Source organism: Sulfobacillus thermosulfidooxidans DSM 9293 (assembly GCF_900176145.1).
In the GTDB taxonomy this organism is placed as follows: Bacteria; Bacillota; Sulfobacillia; order Sulfobacillales; family Sulfobacillaceae; genus Sulfobacillus; species Sulfobacillus thermosulfidooxidans.
This window is the reverse complement of record NZ_FWWY01000001.1, coordinates 3,148,408-3,165,704: the sequence shown is the minus strand read 5'-3', so window position 1 is coordinate 3,165,704 and position 17,297 is coordinate 3,148,408. Positions and strand designations below refer to the sequence as shown.

Below are 17,297 nucleotides of genomic sequence, written 5' to 3'. Positions count from 1 at the left end.
AACGAGGCTATTATGTCTGATTGCTCCGAGGGGTTTGACGCCCATTGGCTTGTTGTGACCCCGCAAATCCTGTATTCATAAGGTTTTGCGGGGTTTTGCTGTATCGGACAAAATTCCATTGAGTCCGATTCAAATACATCGAAAGGACGACTAGATCATGATGAAAATACGATGGAAAAAGGCCGAAGAAATCCAGCAGGGAGAGAAAATTATTCTTGGCGTGGCGATCATGAGTGGCTTTACCATAGGGGTTGTCGCGTGTGCGATAGCTCCTCATGCTTGGTTGCCCCATGCCGTGATTATTGCCGTGGGGTGGAGTATTTTAGTGGGGAGCCTCATCACATCTTAATAATGAGGTGACGCATGAAGCCTATCACACGTGCGTATTTGCGAAAGTTAGCGAAGAGAACCTATCGGTGCCGAACCATTTCTCGCGATTTGACCACCGCGAGTTGTTGCGCGTTAACGGCAATGCTGAAAAATATTTGGCCGAACACGCGGAGCTGCAGCTGCCGATTGAGGTGGAGATTACGCCCGTCGAAATCGCTGCCGCGTGTAATTGGTCTGTTCCGACCTGTCAGCGGGGCATTCAACGGTTGCTCATGGTGGGAATCATTAGTCGTGCCAGCGGCCGGCATCGGTACATCGTGCATGTGAGCCAATTGGCTGATCTCATGCGCAGATAAAAAGCAAACAAGGAGGCTACTGCAAGATGATTTGCATCGTTGCCGAAAAACCGAGTGTCGCTCGTGACATTGCGGGCGTGCTGGGCCATCCCGAAAAGCACGATGGGTATCTGATCGTCGGCCACTATACCATCACATGGGCCTTCGGCCATCTTGTCACGTTAGCTGATCCCGAAGTTTACGATCCCGCGTGGGCACGTTGGACCTGGGCGACATTGCCCATGCTCCCGGAGCGGTTTCAGCTGGTGCCCATCGCCAAAAGCCAAACGCAGCTAAAGGTGATTCATCGGCTCATGCAAAAAGCCGACCGGATTATTTGTGCCACGGACGCCGACCGCGAAGGGGAACTCATCTTTCGCTATATCTATCGTTTAGCGGGCCTCCACAAGCCCGTAGAGCGCCTGTGGCTGTCCGAAAATACGCCCCAGGCCATTCAGTCCGCCCTGGCCGCAATGAAGCCGCTGAGCGCCTTTAATGCCTTAGCGCAGGCCGCCGAAGCGCGGGCGCAAGCGGATTGGTTGGTCGGACTCAATGCGACGCGTGCCGTTACCTTGCGGCATGGCGTTCCGGGCCAAGGCGCCTTATCCGTGGGCCGCGTGCAGACGCCGACACTGGCCCTGATTGCCGCCCGCGACGCGGAGATTGCGGCCTTTATGCCAACACCCTATTGGCAAGTGGCCGTCACGTTTCAGGCTCCGCAAGGGGAATATGTCGGGTTGTGGACAGATCAAGACACCGACCGCGTCACCGATAAGACGCACGCGCAGCGAGTTGTGGAGCGTGTACCACCTGGCACACCGGGCACCATTCTCTCGGTCGAACGCCAGCGTGTGACTGTTCATCCTCCCCTGCTGTTCTCCCTCAATGATTTGCAAAAAGAAGCTCATAGACGATTCGGCATGACAGCGCAACAAACCTTGGACGCGGCGCAAGCCCTCTATGAAAAGCGCCTGACGAGTTACCCCCGGACTGATGCCCGGGTTCTCACCCACGCCATTGCCGAGACGGTTCCCGACCGTCTGCACACGTTACCCGAAACGTATCAGGCATGGACGGCCGCGTGTCGCGTGCCCACCCGCCTCATTAACGACCAAAAAGTCGCTGAGGCCGGACACTACGCGATTATTCCCACGGCTCATGGTGGTCCCATCCCGCCTCTGTCCGATGCGGAGCAGCACCTCTATGACCTCATTATTCGGCGGTTTATCGCAGCCCTGATGCCCACCGGCGAAGACGAACGGATCACTATACGGACGCAGGCGGGCGGGGAACACTTTATCACGAAGGGCACGGTCATCATCACCGAGGGCTGGCGTGCCGTACTAAAAGACGTAAACCGCCAAGAAGCAGTAGGGGAAGAACAGGAAGAGATCGAGGAACGTGGCCCGATTCCGGCCGGACTGCACGACGGTGAATCGGTTGAGGTGCATCGGGCTGACGTGCAGGAAAAGACCACCAAAGCCCCGCCGCGGCTGAATGATGCCACCTTGCTCGGTCTCATGGAAAAGCACGGGCTCGGCACGCCCGCCACCCGTGCTCGCATTGTGGAAGTCCTCTTGGCGCGGGGCTACGTGCAGCGGCAGAAAAAAGCCCTCGTGAGCACCGCCAAAGGGCAAGCACTGTTGCAAGTCTTGCCGGCTGCCATTCAAAGCCCGGAGCTAACGGGCCAATGGGAAGCCCAACTGGAAACGATAGCGGCTGGTACAGGCTCGGTGGTGGAGTTCATGACGAAGATTCGGGCTTACACGCAAGAACTGGTCACGGCAGCCCAGATACACGCGGCCCAGGCCATTGGCACGGATTTGGGTGCCTGTCCGGTCTGTCACCAAGGCCGCATTGTAGCAGGCAAGAAGGCATGGGGATGCAGTCGGTGGCGGGAGGGATGTACATTCACGATCTGGAAGACCGTAGCGGGCAAAACGCTAACCGAAAGTCAGGTTAAAACCTTGCTGGTCGGCAAGACGACGAGTGAACTCAAAGGGTTCACGTCCAAAACGGGCAAGCCCTTTAGCGCCAAGCTCCGATTGGTTGATGGTAAGATACAATTTGTGTTTGAGTCGCCTAAAAAACACCGGGCCTAGTCTCTCGGTGCCGCTATATAAATATTAGGGGCAGTGAACGACGGGAGACTTTTTCTCACACACTTGTTGCCCTAGCGGTGTCAGGCGAATCTCGCTCACATGGGCTTCGGTAGAAGACCCGAAAAACGTAACTTTTGCCGTCAGCAACCCCGAGGAACAACCTAACACCGGATCGATTAACCCGCGTGTAATCAGACTAACCATTTGCGGTTTCCAATTTAACTGCTGTGCTAAGGACTGTTCGTCATGCAATCCCTGACAAACCGCTAATAAGAGTTTCAATTGATTCTTATTCAATGTCCAATACGCCATTTCTCCCTAGGAGATAGGATGAGACGCATGACATCGCCATGATATCCGGAACAGGATTTGGCCGGTGGCATTTGCGCGGTAATGACAAAGACCAAAACCCGAAAACGCAGTTGCTCCCGTTGCGCGAGTAGGTGCAGCGGACGGGCGATACGGCAGTCGAGTACGTGGATTTAGCCACCGCTACAGATTTGCCCCCAGCGCACCGCCTAACGGAAAGTGCTGGAGGATGCCCGGCTACGCAAAATATCGCCGAGAAGTGGACCATGACCCTTTGGGATATACCCGGAAATGCAAAGGCCATATATAGGTTTGCCTGCCTGTGTTCATGTGCCAATAGACCGTTTCGACAGAATCCCCTGGCCAGAAGGCGACCAAGGCTACTTGGGTCGTCGCGGGATTATCACAGCGCATCCGCATTTTTTCTAAAAACTGCACATGACGCTGCGAGGTCCACCGTCCTCTCAAAGACACGACACGATGCAACTCATCGACGGTGCGGGTTTCAACATACACCTGTAGAGGCAGCGGTCCTTGTTGATGGATAATGATCCAATCAGTCGATGCAATGGAACACAGCCACCGGGTCGTCGATAAATGTATCGTATATTCCATTTTATGATTCACAGGGAACAAAATACGACTGCGAATCATCGACTTGCCAAGAGTTTCCTGCCAAATCCGATTTGATTTCGGCATATCCGTCCTGCACGACATATCCACCACAGCCCACATTGAGATTTGACGTTTCAACAGTGAGGGGATTGTTGCTCCACGGAAAGAGAGTTTCTTCTTTTTGTTCATCAAAGGCTATGGTGCCATTCGGACGAAACACCTGACCCTGGACGACCAGTTTAGCATCGAGCGTGTCATTAGACGTACCCGTCCAGGCAAAGTCTCCATCAAGTGCATCACCGTACATCGTAATTGCCACCCAAAGCAACCCACTATATGCCTTGGGGTCGCTTATGAATCCTGAAATGGGCTTCCCGACTGCCTGGTTTTTGGCATTAAAAAATTTAGTGACCATGTGGAAGGTGGTTATGTTGTGGTTTTTTTGTTGAAAACGGAGTAAGGCTTGTTGCAAGCCACGGGGTAAGCTCTGCCATTGTTGGGTATTGGCATGAATTTCTTGCATAACTTGTTGTTGAATGGGAATATTTGCGGGTGTCGTTGGGGTTTTTGGAGCTACCAAGACAATCGGAGGTGCGGAAGCGGCAAATGTTGATGGTCCCAGTAAACTGCTAATTGCTGCAATAGACACCACGCTGAAACTTTTAGTAATCCACGACAACGTAAGAATCCCTCCTGAATGAGTTCTTATATACTTAAAACTTCCAGAACAAAGGAGAATCTCCTGCTAAACAAACCATAAAACATTCGAGACATTCGATCAAGTCTTAACTGTGGTGTAAATTTGTCCCCCGGTAGCGGTAGAATTATGTCCACTGTTCTTCAAGGTTATCATTGAATCCGTTTTTATAGTCCTTCCCTAAATTGAAAGGAGGATCCGCAAAGATCGTATCAATAACGTTGGATTGGATTGCCGACATGACATCAATTGCATCATCTTGATAGAGAACTCCGTGGCGTGTGGTTAGAAACGGTTTTTCAGGCATGATCTCCGTCCTGTTGGGGTTATTATACCATTCACTGGACAGTGGATGTTCCATTTATTATCCTATGAAAGGAGGCGCACCCAATGGATCGCCACAAAGCCGATAATATCATGATTGGTATTCGTGCCCGCAAGGCGTGGGTCGCCCGTGTAGACGCTCACGCGAAACAACGCGGGGAAAGTCGCATGGCCTTCATTCGGAAGGCCGTCGAAGAACGCATGCAGCGTGAGCAGCGCGAAAGCGACTAGAAAGGGCGGCGCGTGTGCCCAAACGTCCCAAAGATTCCTATGCCGTGGAACCCCGGAAACTGCCGTCCGGCCGCTGGAAAGGCCGGGTGGTACGCTATGACGAGACCGGCAAACGGCGCGAAATGACGCAAACCTTTGATACGAAGCGTGAGGCGAAACAATGGGCGGAACATGAGGCCGCGCTTTACCGGGCCGATCCCAACCGCAAACCGCCCAGTGACGAGACCTTAGCCCAATTTTGTACCCAATGGGTGGAACGCCTGATTACCGTGGCGGAGACAACCCGGGCGGACTATCGGCTCATGTGCCGTCATGTGTCGCCGGCGTTAGGGCAAAAACCTCTGAAAAATGTCACCGCATGGGACTTACAAACCTTGTACACCGAATTAGCTCAACGGCTCGCCCCGCGTACGGTCCGGTATGTGCACGCCGTCTTACACCGGGCCTTAAAGGATGCCGTGGCGTGGGGGCTGATTCCGCAAAACCCCGCCGATAAAGCGCGGCCCCCCCAAGACCGGCCACAGCCTATTTCTCCGCCCCCGCTGGACGATGTTCAAGCCTTTTTGGCCGTTGCCGATCACCACCCACTCAAAGCCTTGTGGTATGTGATGGCCCTCACGGGCTTACGACGCGGGGAAGCCTTGGGGTTACAGTGGCGCGATATTGACTGGGATCGGCGCACCCTCACCATTGCCCGGACGATTGTGGAAAAATCGGGGATCGGCCGTGCGATTCACCAACCCAAAACCGCCGCGGGCCGACGAACCGTCGCCATGTCATCTTTTCTTTATCAGATTTTACGGGAACATGAAGGACAGCAACGACTCGAAAGCCAAGCGTTCACGGGGTGGCAGAATGACGCGGGATGGGTCTTCACCACCCGCACCGGCCAGATCCTCAGCCCACGCAATGTTTATCGGTCCTTCCAACGGCTGCTGACGCACGCCGGCATCACGCGCCGGGTACGGATTCACGATTTGCGTCATGCAATGGCGAGTTACTGGTTGGCAAATGGCGTGCCCGTGAAGGTCGTGAGTGAGCGACTCGGTCATGCCGATATTCGGATCACTCTGCAAGTGTATGGGCACCTCTTACCCCATATGCAAGCGGAAGCCGCGGAACAGATGGACGCTCTGATCATCAAGCCAGCAGGGGAGACAGAAACCGAGGCCGGGCCGCAGACGGGCCGCAGGAACTCCAGCATATCAGAGGATACTCCGTGATACTCAGTGTGATAGATAAACACGTTAAAAGGCCCAATCCATTGATACACAACGAATTGGGCAATAACCACGTGCGTTAGAACATGTCAAACAATGTTACATACACACGCAATGGTCTAAATACAAATCAGCGGGTTATTTTTTAGGTATTAGGCACGGCATCAGCCAATAACATACTGGCGACAATAAGGGCACCGCCCAGAAGTGCCGATAGGCCCATCGTCTCGTGATAAGCGATGAAGGCAATTACCGCGGCAAAGACCGGCTCCATGGTAAAAATCACCGCCACATAGGAAGCCGAGGTTAAACGTTGAAAACGTAGTTGGGCCCAATAAGCAAATGCAGTGCCTAAGAGTCCATTGACGATAACTGCGATGAGTACGATCCCTGATGCGCCTTGACGAAAGCCAGAAAGACCATCATGGACGGACATGACGAAGCTTAATAAGGTCACAATCAAAAGCTCAATGGTGGTAAGACTTATCGAATCGTAGCCAATGGCCCATTTATCGACTGCGACAATCTGCATGGCTAAGAAGACCGCGCAAGCTAAAGTTTCAACCGTTCCTATGGAAAAGTGGCCTAGCTGATGGATCCCATTTAAAAAGCCTAAACCTACGGCCGCGATCACAGCAGCAATCCATGTTCGCCATTGTGATTGTTGGCGTAAAACAAAAATCGCCATAATAGGTACCAAAATGACACTTAGTCCTGTCAAGAACGCCGAAACCGCCGGATCAATTGTTTGTAATCCCAAGGTTTGTAATGCATATCCCAAAAACAGCAGAACCCCCAAAGACGTTCCCGTCATCCACAATTTAAAATTATGCAGACTTTTCATACGGTCCCGATCCCAAAAAACCAACACACTCATGACCAAAGTCGCTAACAAGAATCGCATTGTCAGATAGGGGAAGACAGGGATCTTGGTTAACGCCGATTTCGTTAGAGTAAAGGTAGCACCCCAAATTAACGTCACAAACAACAAGATACCATTAGCCCAAAATCGCGATGAAATCAACACTCAAGCGCTCCTTATGTTACCCACGGATAATGAAATCAATGTGAGTCACGATGCCGTCTATAATGCCGCGAACTCTTTTGTCGGTTTCCACACGTCTCCATCGAGCACCATTTGCGTTTGCCACTTCGATTGACAAAGTATGCGATACACCGCGGATTTTCACATTGTTTTGTACGAGAAAGCATATCATTCGTTATCAATCCCATAAAGTCATAAGATAATAGCGATAATAAGCCCGCAGTACCGCCGTTATCAGGAATAGGCACGCGGGCAAAATTTGTACCATATTCTATAAGCGAAAAGGTTAACGGACATTGTTTCGATACATCACTTAGATAATTAAAAAATAATAGACTCGACGCCTTTCCGCCAAGAAATGCTCGGCCATACTGCCGAAACTCCCGCACTTGGGTCAGGTCCCATGTGGCTTGAGTTATCAGCCGCTCGCGTTGATAAGACGATAACCACTGGTTCTGTTCCATATAGAGAATCCATTGGACGAGACGGGACGGTGAATCAATCAGATCTATTTCCTGTCCCCGGTGATGTTGCAACGTGTTGAGAAAGTTCAGAACCAAACGATCTCCGAGATTAGTAAATGCCGGTGGTTTCATGAAGCATCCTTATTTCCATCATGGATTTTTATTCAATTGCAACGCTTTCATTATCTCTTTTATTATAAGGCGAAATGTGGCCGGATTGACCGTTTACATTCTAACCATGTAACATCATTTAAGAGGTTATATAAATAAAGCGGAGAATTATTAGGATCAAGAAATCAATGGTAAGAAAAGGAGCGTAACCTCAGTGGAAACAGTTCTTGCTCTGATTTATACGTTTTTATGGTCCTCAGCTTCCGTTGCAACGAAGTTTGGTCTCAAATCCGGACCACCGCTCATGTTGGCTGCGATACGCTTTAGTCTAGCAGGAATTATCCTTCTCGGCGTCAATGGACTGTTACACCAAGAAATTTGGCCCAGGCACCAACAGATGGGTGCATTAGCTGTGATTGGCTTTCTGAATACTACACTGTATTTAGGCGCATCGTTCATGGCCCTTGAGGTTGTGTCTGCAGGACTATTTAATTTGTTTGTCGCAGTTAATCCGTTTTTTGTGTTAATTCTGGAGTACACATGGCTTAAAACGTCAATTAGGCCTACACAATGGTGGGGATTCATAGTTGCTGTCCTAGGGCTTGGTATAGGATCATGGCAAGCCATAATCCACCTGCACACTCCATTATGGGGTCTAATGTTAGTGGTTGGGGGTCAAATGGCGATGGCGCTAGGAAGTATTTATTTTCACCATGTGGGAATTTCAAGCCCGGCTATCACCATCAATATCTGGCAATTGATTTGGGGAGCCATATTTCTTTGGCCGTTTGCCTTTTTGATGAGTTTTTCGAAGCCCATCATATGGAATTGGGACTGGTGGGGATCGCTGTTGTGGTTAGTAGGGGCCGTTTCTATTGGTGCAATGTTGTTGTGGTTTCGCCTTTTACGGCAAGGTGCAGCTAAAGCCAGTATGTGGCTTCTGCTCACGCCTGTGATCGGCTATGTTCTGGGGTTTCTCGTCCTCCACGAACCTTTCACTTTCTACGACATGATTGCCAGTATTTTGGTCATGGTTGGACTCTTTTTAGCCAACCGAATGTCCTTCCGTCAGTTTGCATCGGCAAAAACATCAACCGGGAAGTAGTCTACAAAAGACGCGCAATGATGGGCTTGTCAATAAACTTTGCCGTGGATGTCAGGGATGATTTCATCTATTTCTTAAATATCTAAAATAAATAGATTGCACTCTCAAACTGGGGTTCAAAATGTCGAAAAGACGTAAATGATCGGGAAAAACAGAGAATAACGCATCTACTTTTTTCACTCGCAGTAGTCTGGCGAGTGAAAATCGTCCTAAGCAGAGATTGTGCATGTGTGACTGCCTAAATGATTGGTGACTTAATCGGGGAATAGCAACAAAATCATTGTGCATAAAACGGGAAGCAAACCAGCAGTAATCAATTGGTCGATTTATGACGATTTACATATCATGGGGTTAAAAGAATTTTCATGTTATCATTATCCATGACATAGATAGACAATAGATAAAAATCGTATCATACCAGCACCTTATAATGATTCTTTCATTTCTTCAGCTGTACATGAAGTCACTACAAAGGGAAAACAAGAATCACATCACCATAAGGTTTCAGTCTAGCGATCTCTGTAGGAATGCCGGTCAAGTCCTAATTTGTGTGTAAAAGCGTTCCCTTGGTTTGCGAGGCGTTAGGCGACGACCGCGGGTCCCGCATGAGGCGGCTCATCCGTCGCCGCTTGAGACCGTTTCGCTTGCCAGTAAGGCTCGAGATTCAGATACCGCTTACCCGTGGTCCACACCTCATGCTGCTCGAGCAACAGCGCGCCCACCAGGCGGATCGCCGACTCCCGGTTCGGAAAAATCCGAATCACCCGTTCTCGGCGCCGGATCTCAGCATTGAGCCGCTCGACGCCATTCGTGGTGCGTAATCGCTGGCGCAGCGACTCGGGGAGTTGCAACACCTATTAAGCCCCCAAATGCTTCTAGACATCTCCTACGCAAAGCGATACGATCCCATACAGTTATCGCTGCGGAAAATTCTGACATCATTTTCATCATGAAAGGATGTGAACCCCATGGGAGAGTCGAAAACCATCACCCCAGAATTGAAAGCCCAGTGCATCCAAGAAGCGCTGGATATCCGGAATGCGGCGGCTGTCGCCCGCCGGCATGGATTATCGGTTCGTCTCGTACAAAAATGGGTGCACACGGCCACAAAACACGGGACACCCGAAGAAGCGCGTGCCTTAAAGAAAGCTTTACAGCAAGCCACCACGGAAAATCATCAGTTGAAACAATTATTAGGGGAGAAAGATTTAGAGATTGCGATATTGCATGATCTCCTAAAAAAAGCCCCCCGGGCCTCTCTGACCGATGTGAAGTAGCCCATCGGTGGATCCAGCAGGGATACCCGCCTACCCGCGTTTGTCAGTTGGCGGGAGTGGCCCGGGCCACGTATTACGCATAGCGCGCTCGAAGACAGCGTCCGGCGTCCTGGACGCCGAAACGCGGGGGAGGTCGACCCCGGCGAGGCTATGTGTGGACGGCAAACGACACCAAAGTGGCGGAAGGGCAGGTCCTGGAATGGCTCAGCGAGTTTATCATGGCGGGAGACGGTCAGGCTTATGGATATCGGAAGTTGACGACATGGCTCCGACGAGAACACGGATTGATCATCAACAAAAAGACGGTCTATCGTCTCTTGCGATCGGCCGATCTCTTACAAGGACAACCCTTGCGGCCCTCCGGCAACCGACCGCCCCGTGTTCTGGCCGCCAATCGGGTGGTGACGGGCCCCAATCAACTCTGGGAAATGGATCTGAAATACGGATACATTGCGGGAGAAGATCGGTTTTTTTATCTCTGCAGTGTCATCGATGTCTTTGATCGATGCATTCTGGCGTATCATCTCGGATCTCACTGTACCGCTGTTCAAGCCTTAGGCGCCTTGGAAGGCGCCGTGCGAGCTCGCCAAGCCGACTGGGGTAACCACGTTCCGGTGATTCGCACCGACAACGGGCCCCAATTTGTGGCTCAGCGATGGGCCACGGGTGTCAGGTCTTAGGGATAACTCACGAACGCATTCCGGTGGCGACTCCTAACAAGAATGCCCACATCGAATCCTGGCACAGTCTGCTCGAAGGAGAATGTTGGCGGAATCAGGTCTTTCAGACTTTGGCAGAGGCGTATACGGTGACTGCCGAGTGGATCCGTTTTTACAATGAACGCCGCATGCATGGGAGTTTGCACGATTGGGCTCCTGCCGTGTACTATGCGCAGTGCCAAACCGGCACGCGCCCACGATTCACCCGGTGCGGTGTTAAGAAGCCAGCCCGAGACGGGCTCGTCGCTTCGCTCTTGACCGCGGTTTTTGCCCGGGGGCCGAGGGGGTCCAGAGCGCTGCGGAGCAGCGGCCTCGCGGACTCTGGACGTCCGGCCCGCCGGGCGGTATCCTCGACGCGGCGAGCGAAGCGGAGGAATGTCCCCTGACTGGATTGGTATTTTTCACCATAGCATCGATATCCCGTGAAATATCATGCGAACAGGACTAGTGTCTAGAAATTGGGGGTTAAACCGACACCGCTAGCGCGTCCTCGAGCCCGTTCTCCAGAATCGCCACGGCGCGGGGAGCCCGCTCGGCAAAGTCCTCGAGCAGTTTGGCCCACAAGGTGTCGACGGTGGCCCGGTCGGGGGCTTCGAAGAGCGCGCGGAGGCGGCCGTGCAGCTCCTCCTGCACCGCTTTGGGCGCGGCATCGAGGATATTCCGCGTGAGGTGCGTTTGGCAGCGCTGCCAACTCGCCCCTTGGAATTGCTGTTCGATAGCCTGCCGCAGCCCGCGGTGGTCATCCGACACCACCAGGTCGACGCCCGTTAAGCCTCGATCCTTGAGGTCGGTAAACACGGCCGTCCACGTCTGCTTCGATTCGCTATCCCCGATCCAAAACCCGAGAATTTCTCGGTACCCCGCCGCATTAATGCCGGTCACCACACACCCGCTCCGGGACCGGACGGCCCCGTTCTCGCGGATTTTCAAGACCAAGGCATCGACAATCAGGAACGGGTACGGCGTCTCCGCGAGGGATCGGGTTCGCCATTGCTGGACGGCCGCCTCTAAGCCTTTCGCGAGGTCCGACACCGTGGACTTCGAAAATTCGGTGCCACAGAGTTCTTCGGTCACGCGCCGAATTTTGCGGGTTGACACCCCATTCACCACCATTTCCATCAACGTGAGGACGAGGGCTTTTTCATGCCGCTGGTACCGCTCAAAGAGTGTCGGACTGAACTCCCCGTCCCGCGTCCGCGGGACCTCCAGCGTCAACGTGCCGACGCGCGTCGTGAGCTGCCGGCTCCGTGAGCCGTTGCGATATCCGCGCCGGTCTTCGGTCCGCTCGTACCGGTCGGCTTGAAGATGTTCCGTCACTTCGGCTTCTAACACCTGATTTAAGACCTGTTGCAACAAGAGCGCGAAGGCCTGATCCTTTTGTCCGACCAGGGCTTGGATTGTTTGATCATCCAGTGTAATCTGATAATGAGCCATTGCGTGATCCTCCTAAGATTTGTCAGTTGTGTCGCTTTCAAATCTACCAAGGAAACGCAATGGCTTTGAAATTTTTAAGCCCCTTTTACACACAATATCGGACTCTACTGGAATGCCCATGTCGGATCGAGTGAAGACAGGCCAGTTCGCGAACCCCCTTATTAAATCTTTGAGAAAGAAAGTGGATAAATGACTTTTGTCGGACCATCAATATTCAGCCCTTTCTCTATTGGTATCGCAGGTTTAATTATGCTTGCGGTATTAACTTTTGGTATACCAGCGTTGTTAATGTGGGTTTGGAATATGACCCTGCCCGAATTGTTTGGATGGCCACGCCTACATTATTGGCAAGCTTTTCGCTTGGAACTAATTTCAGCCCTACTCTTTGGCACATTTCGATTGTGGTAGAGCAGCAATTCTGTATCAATGACATTCTTACGATTTATTGAACTTTTCAATTTAGTGACATCACGAAGGCCATTCATTATGTTTTTCTGATATTATTCAATTAATTAATAGAATAGTAGAGGATGTGCCAAATGGGTGATGCCGATCGTGCGTTTAAAAATGCGGTTTATGAACAAATAGCTCGGGTCGGTAAAGCTTTAGCCCATCCGCGTCGGATTGAATTACTGGACCTTTTATGCCAAGGACCGATGAGCGTGGAACAACTAGCAAACAAAAGTTCTATGTCCATGGGTAGTACTTCACAGCACCTGCAACAACTTAAGGAATCGCTGCTTGTACGAGCGGAACGGCGAGGCACTTATGTGGTGTATAGACTTCGTGATGATTTGACTTGTTCGTTATTTCATACCTTACAAACCGTAGCCGAACACTATTATGCTGAGCTGCGTGCCATTACCGAAGCTTTTTTCTCCGAACATCAAGCTCTGGAAAGTCTGGATTTGTCTACATTCCAAGAACGGGCAGACAAGGATGCGTTTGTACTGCTTGACGTACGCCCATCTGATGAGTATGAGGCAGGGCACTGGCCGGGAGCCTTATCTATTCCCTTAAATCACCTCATCGATCGTCTCGCTGAGTTACCCCAAGATCGTACGATTGTAGCGTATTGTCGTGGACCTTATTGCATTTTGGCTCCGCATGCCGTTGAGCTTCTACAGCAAAAGGGCTACCGGGCTATTCGCCTTGCAGACGGAGTAAGCTCGTGGAGAGCCCAGGGAATTCCTTATTTTCGCCGATCGGAAGATACCATTTAAAAGAGAGGAACATATTTCATGATTTATTTAGATTACAACGCCACAACTCCGGTTGCCTCTGAGGTACTTACGGCCATGCTCCCTTATTTCACCGACAAATTTTATAATCCGTCCTCTTCTTATCCGGAGGCTCAAGAAATTAGAGTAGCCCTCTCTAAAGCACGGTCCGATGTGGCAACACTACTCGGAACGGTCAGTGAGTCAATTATTTGGACGAGTGGCGGAACAGAAAGCAATAATTGGGCTCTCACGCGTAGCCTCTGGTATTGGGGAGGACAGCGCCGTCGGATATTGATTTCAGCCATCGAGCATCCGTCGGTAATGGAAACGGCATTAGCTCTTCAAAAAGACGGTGCGGAAATATGCCTCATTCCTGTCAATGGAGACGGAATGATTCGCTTGGAAGAATTAGATGCGTTATTGGATGAACGAACAGCCTTAGTCAGTGTGATGTTGGCTAACAACGAAATTGGTACAATTCAACCCATCGCAGAAGTGGCCCAACGTGCACACAGGGTAGGCGCTCTGGTCCATACTGATGCTTCTCAAGCCATTGGCAAAATTCCCGTGAACGTGTCGTCTTTGGATGTCGATATGCTCACTGTCGCAGGCCATAAAGTCTATGCGCCTAAGGGAATAGGAGCTTTATTTATACGCCCTGGACTAGATATTTCTCCATGGGTATGGGGTGGAGGTCAAGAACACGGTAAACGAAGCGGAACCGAGAACGTACCAGGAATCATCGGTCTTGGAGTCGCCGCGCAATTAGCTAATGAATGGCTTAATCACGGCGGCCCGTCACAACAGACCATGCTCCGTGATCAACTGCAAAATGACTTAATGTCGTCAATCTCACATTGCCATGTTTTTGGACATCCTACGATGCGGTTGCCCAATACTCTCGCATTCGCCATCGAAGGATGGACTGGAGCAGAGGTATTAGCGGCATGTCCTGAATTACGAGCTGGGACAGGTTCGGCCTGTCACTCGTTAACCGATGAGGGGGCTCCAACTTTACGAGCAATGGGATTTCCAGCCGATTTGGCCCGCGGTTTAGTGCGCATTAGTTTGGGGAGACAAACGACTGCCGCTGAAATTTCTCGAGCGGCATATCTTCTCGTTCAAGCTATAAAATCTCGGAATTGATGACCCAGCTCCGGTAAAATCCGTATGGTGTTGAGGTGACAATATTTATGAGTCTCTTTGATGACGTCGCACCGCGTTATGAAGCTTTTTGTCATACACCGCTAGGGCAATTTATCAACCAGGTAGAACAGAAGATTATTATTGATTTAAGCTCACCTCAACCCAAAGAGTCTTGGATTGACCTCGGCTGTGGCACCGGAGAATATAGTGTAGTCTTGGCGTCATTTGGTTGTCATGTAATTGGGCTCGATGAATCTGAATCCATGCTGGAGCGAGCTCGAACCAAACCGGTCACTTCAGGATCCGTTAAATATGAATCCGCAGATATCCGTCACATTCCTTATCCCAACGGATTTTTTGATGGCGCTTTGATTCAAGTGACGTTAGAATTCGTAAAAGATGCACCCCAGGTCTTAAAAGAAGCGCTCCGGGTATTAAAGCACTCAGGCCGATTGGTGGTAGGTCTCATTCACGAATTAGGACCGTGGGCACAATATTACCAAGAACGAGCTAAAACGGATCCGCTAACCGTTTATCGCCATGCCCATTTTTGGACTGTACAAAAACTTTATGAATTGTTACATTGTTTCCCTGTTCGCATCGAGAGCGGGCTGTATGTTGGTCCCAACGAATTTACGACTCAAGATGCTGCATGGCATTTAGAATCGCAACGGCGAAATACATGGCCATTAGAGAAAGCAGGTTTCATCGGATTACGGTTTAATCGAAAGGATTGTGGTACCTTGTGAAAGAATAAGTTCACGGGGTTAGAATACGGTTTTCTACGTATGACATAACTTAGATAAGGAGGGCGTGCATAACTGCGGCGGGAAATGCCCCATGGAAAACTGCCGTGCTGTATTTAAAACAGAGAAAATTTGACGTTTGATTTCCGCTCAATTATCTATTGAGGTCAATTCATTGATAAAATCGACGATGTGATGGGGAAATATGGAACGGAAATGCTCTGTTTTTCGTGGAAATTGTCCGTCGTTAAGACCAACTACCTTGGGGAATTTACAGACGCCCAAGTATCCAGCCATTTGAGTTCGCTGCCGTCATTAAAGAAAACTTTGATACCGCTTACCAAAGTTTATGTTATTGCGTTTTCTCATTCGAATTCCGTGTATCTATCGCTGCTGTCGTCACCACCCCTGGTAGCCACCATTTTGGGTGAATTAAACTTGGAGCTAGTCCCAATTACGTGATAAAGTGTGGTATTGTCCTGGCGAACGGGTGGTCATTTGGCGGCGCGTGGGAAGAAAGGAACCGTGATGCCTATCTCGAAATTGACCATCAAGCCGGTGGATTACATGTATGGCGCCATACTGGTGCGAAATATCGGAATCGGCATTCAAAATTTGGTGATAGCCCGGTTATTGTATGATGCTACCCATTCTGCGGTAGATTTTGGGTTGGTACTCGTGTTGGAGAACCTCATTGTGACGAGCCTGCAACTCTTCGCGGGACCCCTTGTCGATGGGGGACGCCAGAAACGCATTATGGCCACAGCGGATGTCTTAACGGGCGCGATCATTTGCGTGGCGAGTATGAGTTTAACTCAGCAAACGGTTTTTCAGTGGATCGTTGCGGCCGTTGTGGTGATGAGCATCACGAAGCCGTTTTTTAGTTCTGCCGCTTTTGCTATTGGGCCAGCCATTGCCCCAGGTGAGACGTTGATACGGTATAACTCTTTTTCTGTCGTGATGATTCAAGTCGGACAAATCATTGGAGTCGTTTGTGCGGGGATCTTCCTTGGACACTTTGGTTCCACACCCACGTTCTTCTTGAACGGATTAGCCTATATCATGTCGGCTGGATTAATCGGTATGACTCGGATACCAGTAATCGAAGCCGCCCCAGATAGCGGAGAAAAACAACGCCTGAAATTTTTTCAGGGATGGGGTGAGTTTGTCGAACACCTCCAAATTGACCGCGGATTGATGTGGCAGCTGATCCTCGTCAATGTGAATTTTCTTTTAGTTTTATTTGTCAATGTCGCATTGGTTCCGATAGTGGCTGTTGATTTTCATGGAAACCCGTATTGGTTATCCATTTTAGATGGGAGTTTTGCTGTGGGGGCGTTTTTTTCCTCCAGTCTGATAGCGTCCTTCATAACCCGATGGGCTACGAGAAGGACGGTATTAGGAGGACTCATTGTCCAGGTTATGGCTTTCGTCGGCTTGGCGTTAGGTGACGGCCGACTGCAAATGGGGATTTTCTTACTTAGCATGCTGAGCATGGGGATGGGCAACACGATATCCCTGTCAGCGTTTATGACCAGTCTTCAAACACGTACGCCGCCGGTAATGAGGGGCAGAACAGCGGCTGCAAGTAAAACGGTCCTGGCGATTTTATCCATGATCCTGATTCCGCTGGTGACTCAAGTTCAAACTCTATCGCTTCAGTATGGAATCCTTCTGTCTGCGGGCATTGGCCTACTGTTCATCGTAATTATTCTGGTATTAGAACATCCGAAGTTAGTAGGCAATCACCTCTTTAACGAGCCGATGAGTCGATAACGGTTTGAGCGAAGGTATTCGTTGAGTGGAGTGGACGATGGTTCGATTTTCAATTAGACTGGCCACGAGATAGGATAGTTTTCTACGG

Annotated in this window: 19 protein-coding genes and 2 pseudogenes; 13 read left to right on the top strand and 8 right to left on the bottom strand. The window is 50.6% G+C overall.

Annotated elements, in window-relative coordinates; genetic code table 11:
• The first annotated feature begins 157 nt into the window (after nt 1–157).
• The 3 genes from B8987_RS15680 to B8987_RS15670 all read left to right on the top strand — a co-directional run bounded on the left by B8987_RS15680 (nt 158) and on the right by B8987_RS15670 (nt 2,767).
• The gene (locus B8987_RS15680; RefSeq protein WP_020373508.1) at nt 158–349 is read left to right on the top strand and encodes a hypothetical protein; all 192 of its coding nucleotides are present in this window, start codon (nt 158–160) and stop codon (nt 347–349) included.
• 67 nt (nt 350–416) lie between these two features.
• On the top strand, nt 417–686 hold the full coding sequence (locus B8987_RS15675; RefSeq protein ID WP_020373507.1) for a hypothetical protein: 270 nt from the start codon (nt 417–419) through the stop codon (nt 684–686).
• 26 nt (nt 687–712) lie between these two features.
• Complete coding sequence (locus B8987_RS15670; RefSeq protein WP_020373506.1) at nt 713–2,767, top strand: type IA DNA topoisomerase; 2,055 nt, start codon at nt 713–715, stop codon at nt 2,765–2,767.
• 24 nt (nt 2,768–2,791) lie between these two features.
• Here B8987_RS15670 and B8987_RS15665 read toward each other — a convergent pair whose 3' ends face one another.
• The 4 genes from B8987_RS15665 to B8987_RS15650 form a co-directional block, all read right to left on the bottom strand.
• Nucleotides 2,792–3,079 (bottom strand): hypothetical protein, encoded by a 288-nt coding sequence (locus B8987_RS15665; protein WP_020373505.1) that lies wholly within the window; start codon nt 3,077–3,079, stop codon nt 2,792–2,794.
• Nucleotides 3,080–3,313: 234 nt separating this feature from the next.
• Nucleotides 3,314–3,691, bottom strand: coding sequence for a hypothetical protein (locus tag B8987_RS15660; RefSeq protein ID WP_040767011.1), 378 nt, complete (start codon nt 3,689–3,691; stop codon nt 3,314–3,316).
• 1 nt (nt 3,692) lies between these two features.
• Nucleotides 3,693–4,370 (bottom strand): hypothetical protein, encoded by a 678-nt coding sequence (locus B8987_RS15655; protein WP_020373503.1) that lies wholly within the window; start codon nt 4,368–4,370, stop codon nt 3,693–3,695.
• Nucleotides 4,371–4,515: 145 nt separating this feature from the next.
• Nucleotides 4,516–4,695: a hypothetical protein gene (locus B8987_RS15650; RefSeq protein ID WP_020373502.1), complete on the bottom strand. Its 180-nt coding sequence runs from the start codon at nt 4,693–4,695 to the stop codon at nt 4,516–4,518.
• A gap of 83 nt (nt 4,696–4,778) precedes the next feature.
• Here B8987_RS15650 and B8987_RS19730 point away from each other — a divergent pair, with 83 nt between their 5' ends.
• Nucleotides 4,779–4,943 (top strand): hypothetical protein, encoded by a 165-nt coding sequence (locus tag B8987_RS19730; protein WP_020373501.1) that lies wholly within the window; start codon nt 4,779–4,781, stop codon nt 4,941–4,943.
• Between the two features lie 14 nt (nt 4,944–4,957).
• Nucleotides 4,958–6,166, top strand: a complete 1,209-nt coding sequence (locus B8987_RS15645) for a tyrosine-type recombinase/integrase (protein ID WP_020373500.1) — start codon at nt 4,958–4,960, stop codon at nt 6,164–6,166.
• Between the two features lie 142 nt (nt 6,167–6,308).
• On the opposite strand, the gene B8987_RS15640 is transcribed toward B8987_RS15645, so the two are convergent.
• Both B8987_RS15640 and B8987_RS15635 read right to left on the bottom strand, forming a co-directional pair.
• On the bottom strand, nt 6,309–7,190 hold the full coding sequence (locus B8987_RS15640) for a DMT family transporter (RefSeq protein WP_020373499.1): 882 nt from the start codon (nt 7,188–7,190) through the stop codon (nt 6,309–6,311).
• 35 nt (nt 7,191–7,225) lie between these two features.
• A complete protein-coding gene (locus B8987_RS15635) occupies nt 7,226–7,804 on the bottom strand; it encodes a CGNR zinc finger domain-containing protein (RefSeq protein ID WP_020373498.1) in 579 nt (192 codons plus the stop codon).
• Between the two features lie 193 nt (nt 7,805–7,997).
• Between B8987_RS15635 and B8987_RS15630 the strand changes: the two genes are divergently transcribed.
• A complete protein-coding gene (locus tag B8987_RS15630; RefSeq protein WP_084661695.1) occupies nt 7,998–8,888 on the top strand; it encodes a DMT family transporter in 891 nt (296 codons plus the stop codon).
• 581 nt (nt 8,889–9,469) lie between these two features.
• Here B8987_RS15630 and B8987_RS15625 read toward each other — a convergent pair.
• Nucleotides 9,470–9,742 (bottom strand): annotated as a pseudogene (locus tag B8987_RS15625) (transposase); the annotation flags it as partial.
• Between the two features lie 114 nt (nt 9,743–9,856).
• On the opposite strand from B8987_RS15625, the gene B8987_RS15620 reads away from it, so the two are divergent.
• The 3 genes from B8987_RS15620 (at nt 9,857) to B8987_RS20060 (ending at nt 11,270) form a co-directional block, all read left to right on the top strand.
• Nucleotides 9,857–10,165: a transposase gene (locus B8987_RS15620; RefSeq protein WP_084661694.1), complete on the top strand. Its 309-nt coding sequence runs from the start codon at nt 9,857–9,859 to the stop codon at nt 10,163–10,165.
• A 152-nt stretch (nt 10,166–10,317) separates the two neighbouring features.
• The gene (locus B8987_RS15615) at nt 10,318–10,845 is read left to right on the top strand and encodes a DDE-type integrase/transposase/recombinase (RefSeq protein ID WP_084661693.1); all 528 of its coding nucleotides are present in this window, start codon (nt 10,318–10,320) and stop codon (nt 10,843–10,845) included.
• Complete coding sequence (locus tag B8987_RS20060; RefSeq protein ID WP_242940677.1) at nt 10,821–11,270, top strand: integrase core domain-containing protein; 450 nt, start codon at nt 10,821–10,823, stop codon at nt 11,268–11,270. The genes B8987_RS15615 and B8987_RS20060 overlap by 25 nt, the downstream gene beginning before the upstream one ends.
• 88 nt (nt 11,271–11,358) lie before the next feature.
• Here the strand turns inward: B8987_RS20060 and B8987_RS15605 are convergent.
• Nucleotides 11,359–12,318 (bottom strand): annotated as a pseudogene (locus B8987_RS15605) (IS256 family transposase); the annotation flags it as partial.
• Nucleotides 12,319–12,857: 539 nt separating this feature from the next.
• On the opposite strand from B8987_RS15605, the gene B8987_RS15595 reads away from it, so the two are divergent.
• The 4 genes from B8987_RS15595 to B8987_RS15580 all read left to right on the top strand — a co-directional run bounded on the left by B8987_RS15595 (nt 12,858) and on the right by B8987_RS15580 (nt 17,209).
• Complete coding sequence (locus tag B8987_RS15595) at nt 12,858–13,541, top strand: ArsR/SmtB family transcription factor (protein WP_020374134.1); 684 nt, start codon at nt 12,858–12,860, stop codon at nt 13,539–13,541.
• Between the two features lie 18 nt (nt 13,542–13,559).
• Nucleotides 13,560–14,687 (top strand): cysteine desulfurase family protein, encoded by a 1,128-nt coding sequence (locus B8987_RS15590; protein ID WP_020374133.1) that lies wholly within the window; start codon nt 13,560–13,562, stop codon nt 14,685–14,687.
• 47 nt (nt 14,688–14,734) lie between these two features.
• Entirely contained in the window at nt 14,735–15,436 is a 702-nt protein-coding gene (locus B8987_RS15585) for a class I SAM-dependent methyltransferase (protein WP_020374132.1), read from the top strand.
• 525 nt (nt 15,437–15,961) lie between these two features.
• The gene (locus B8987_RS15580; protein WP_139793570.1) at nt 15,962–17,209 is read left to right on the top strand and encodes an MFS transporter; all 1,248 of its coding nucleotides are present in this window, start codon (nt 15,962–15,964) and stop codon (nt 17,207–17,209) included.
• The last annotated feature ends 88 nt before the right edge of the window (nt 17,210–17,297 follow it).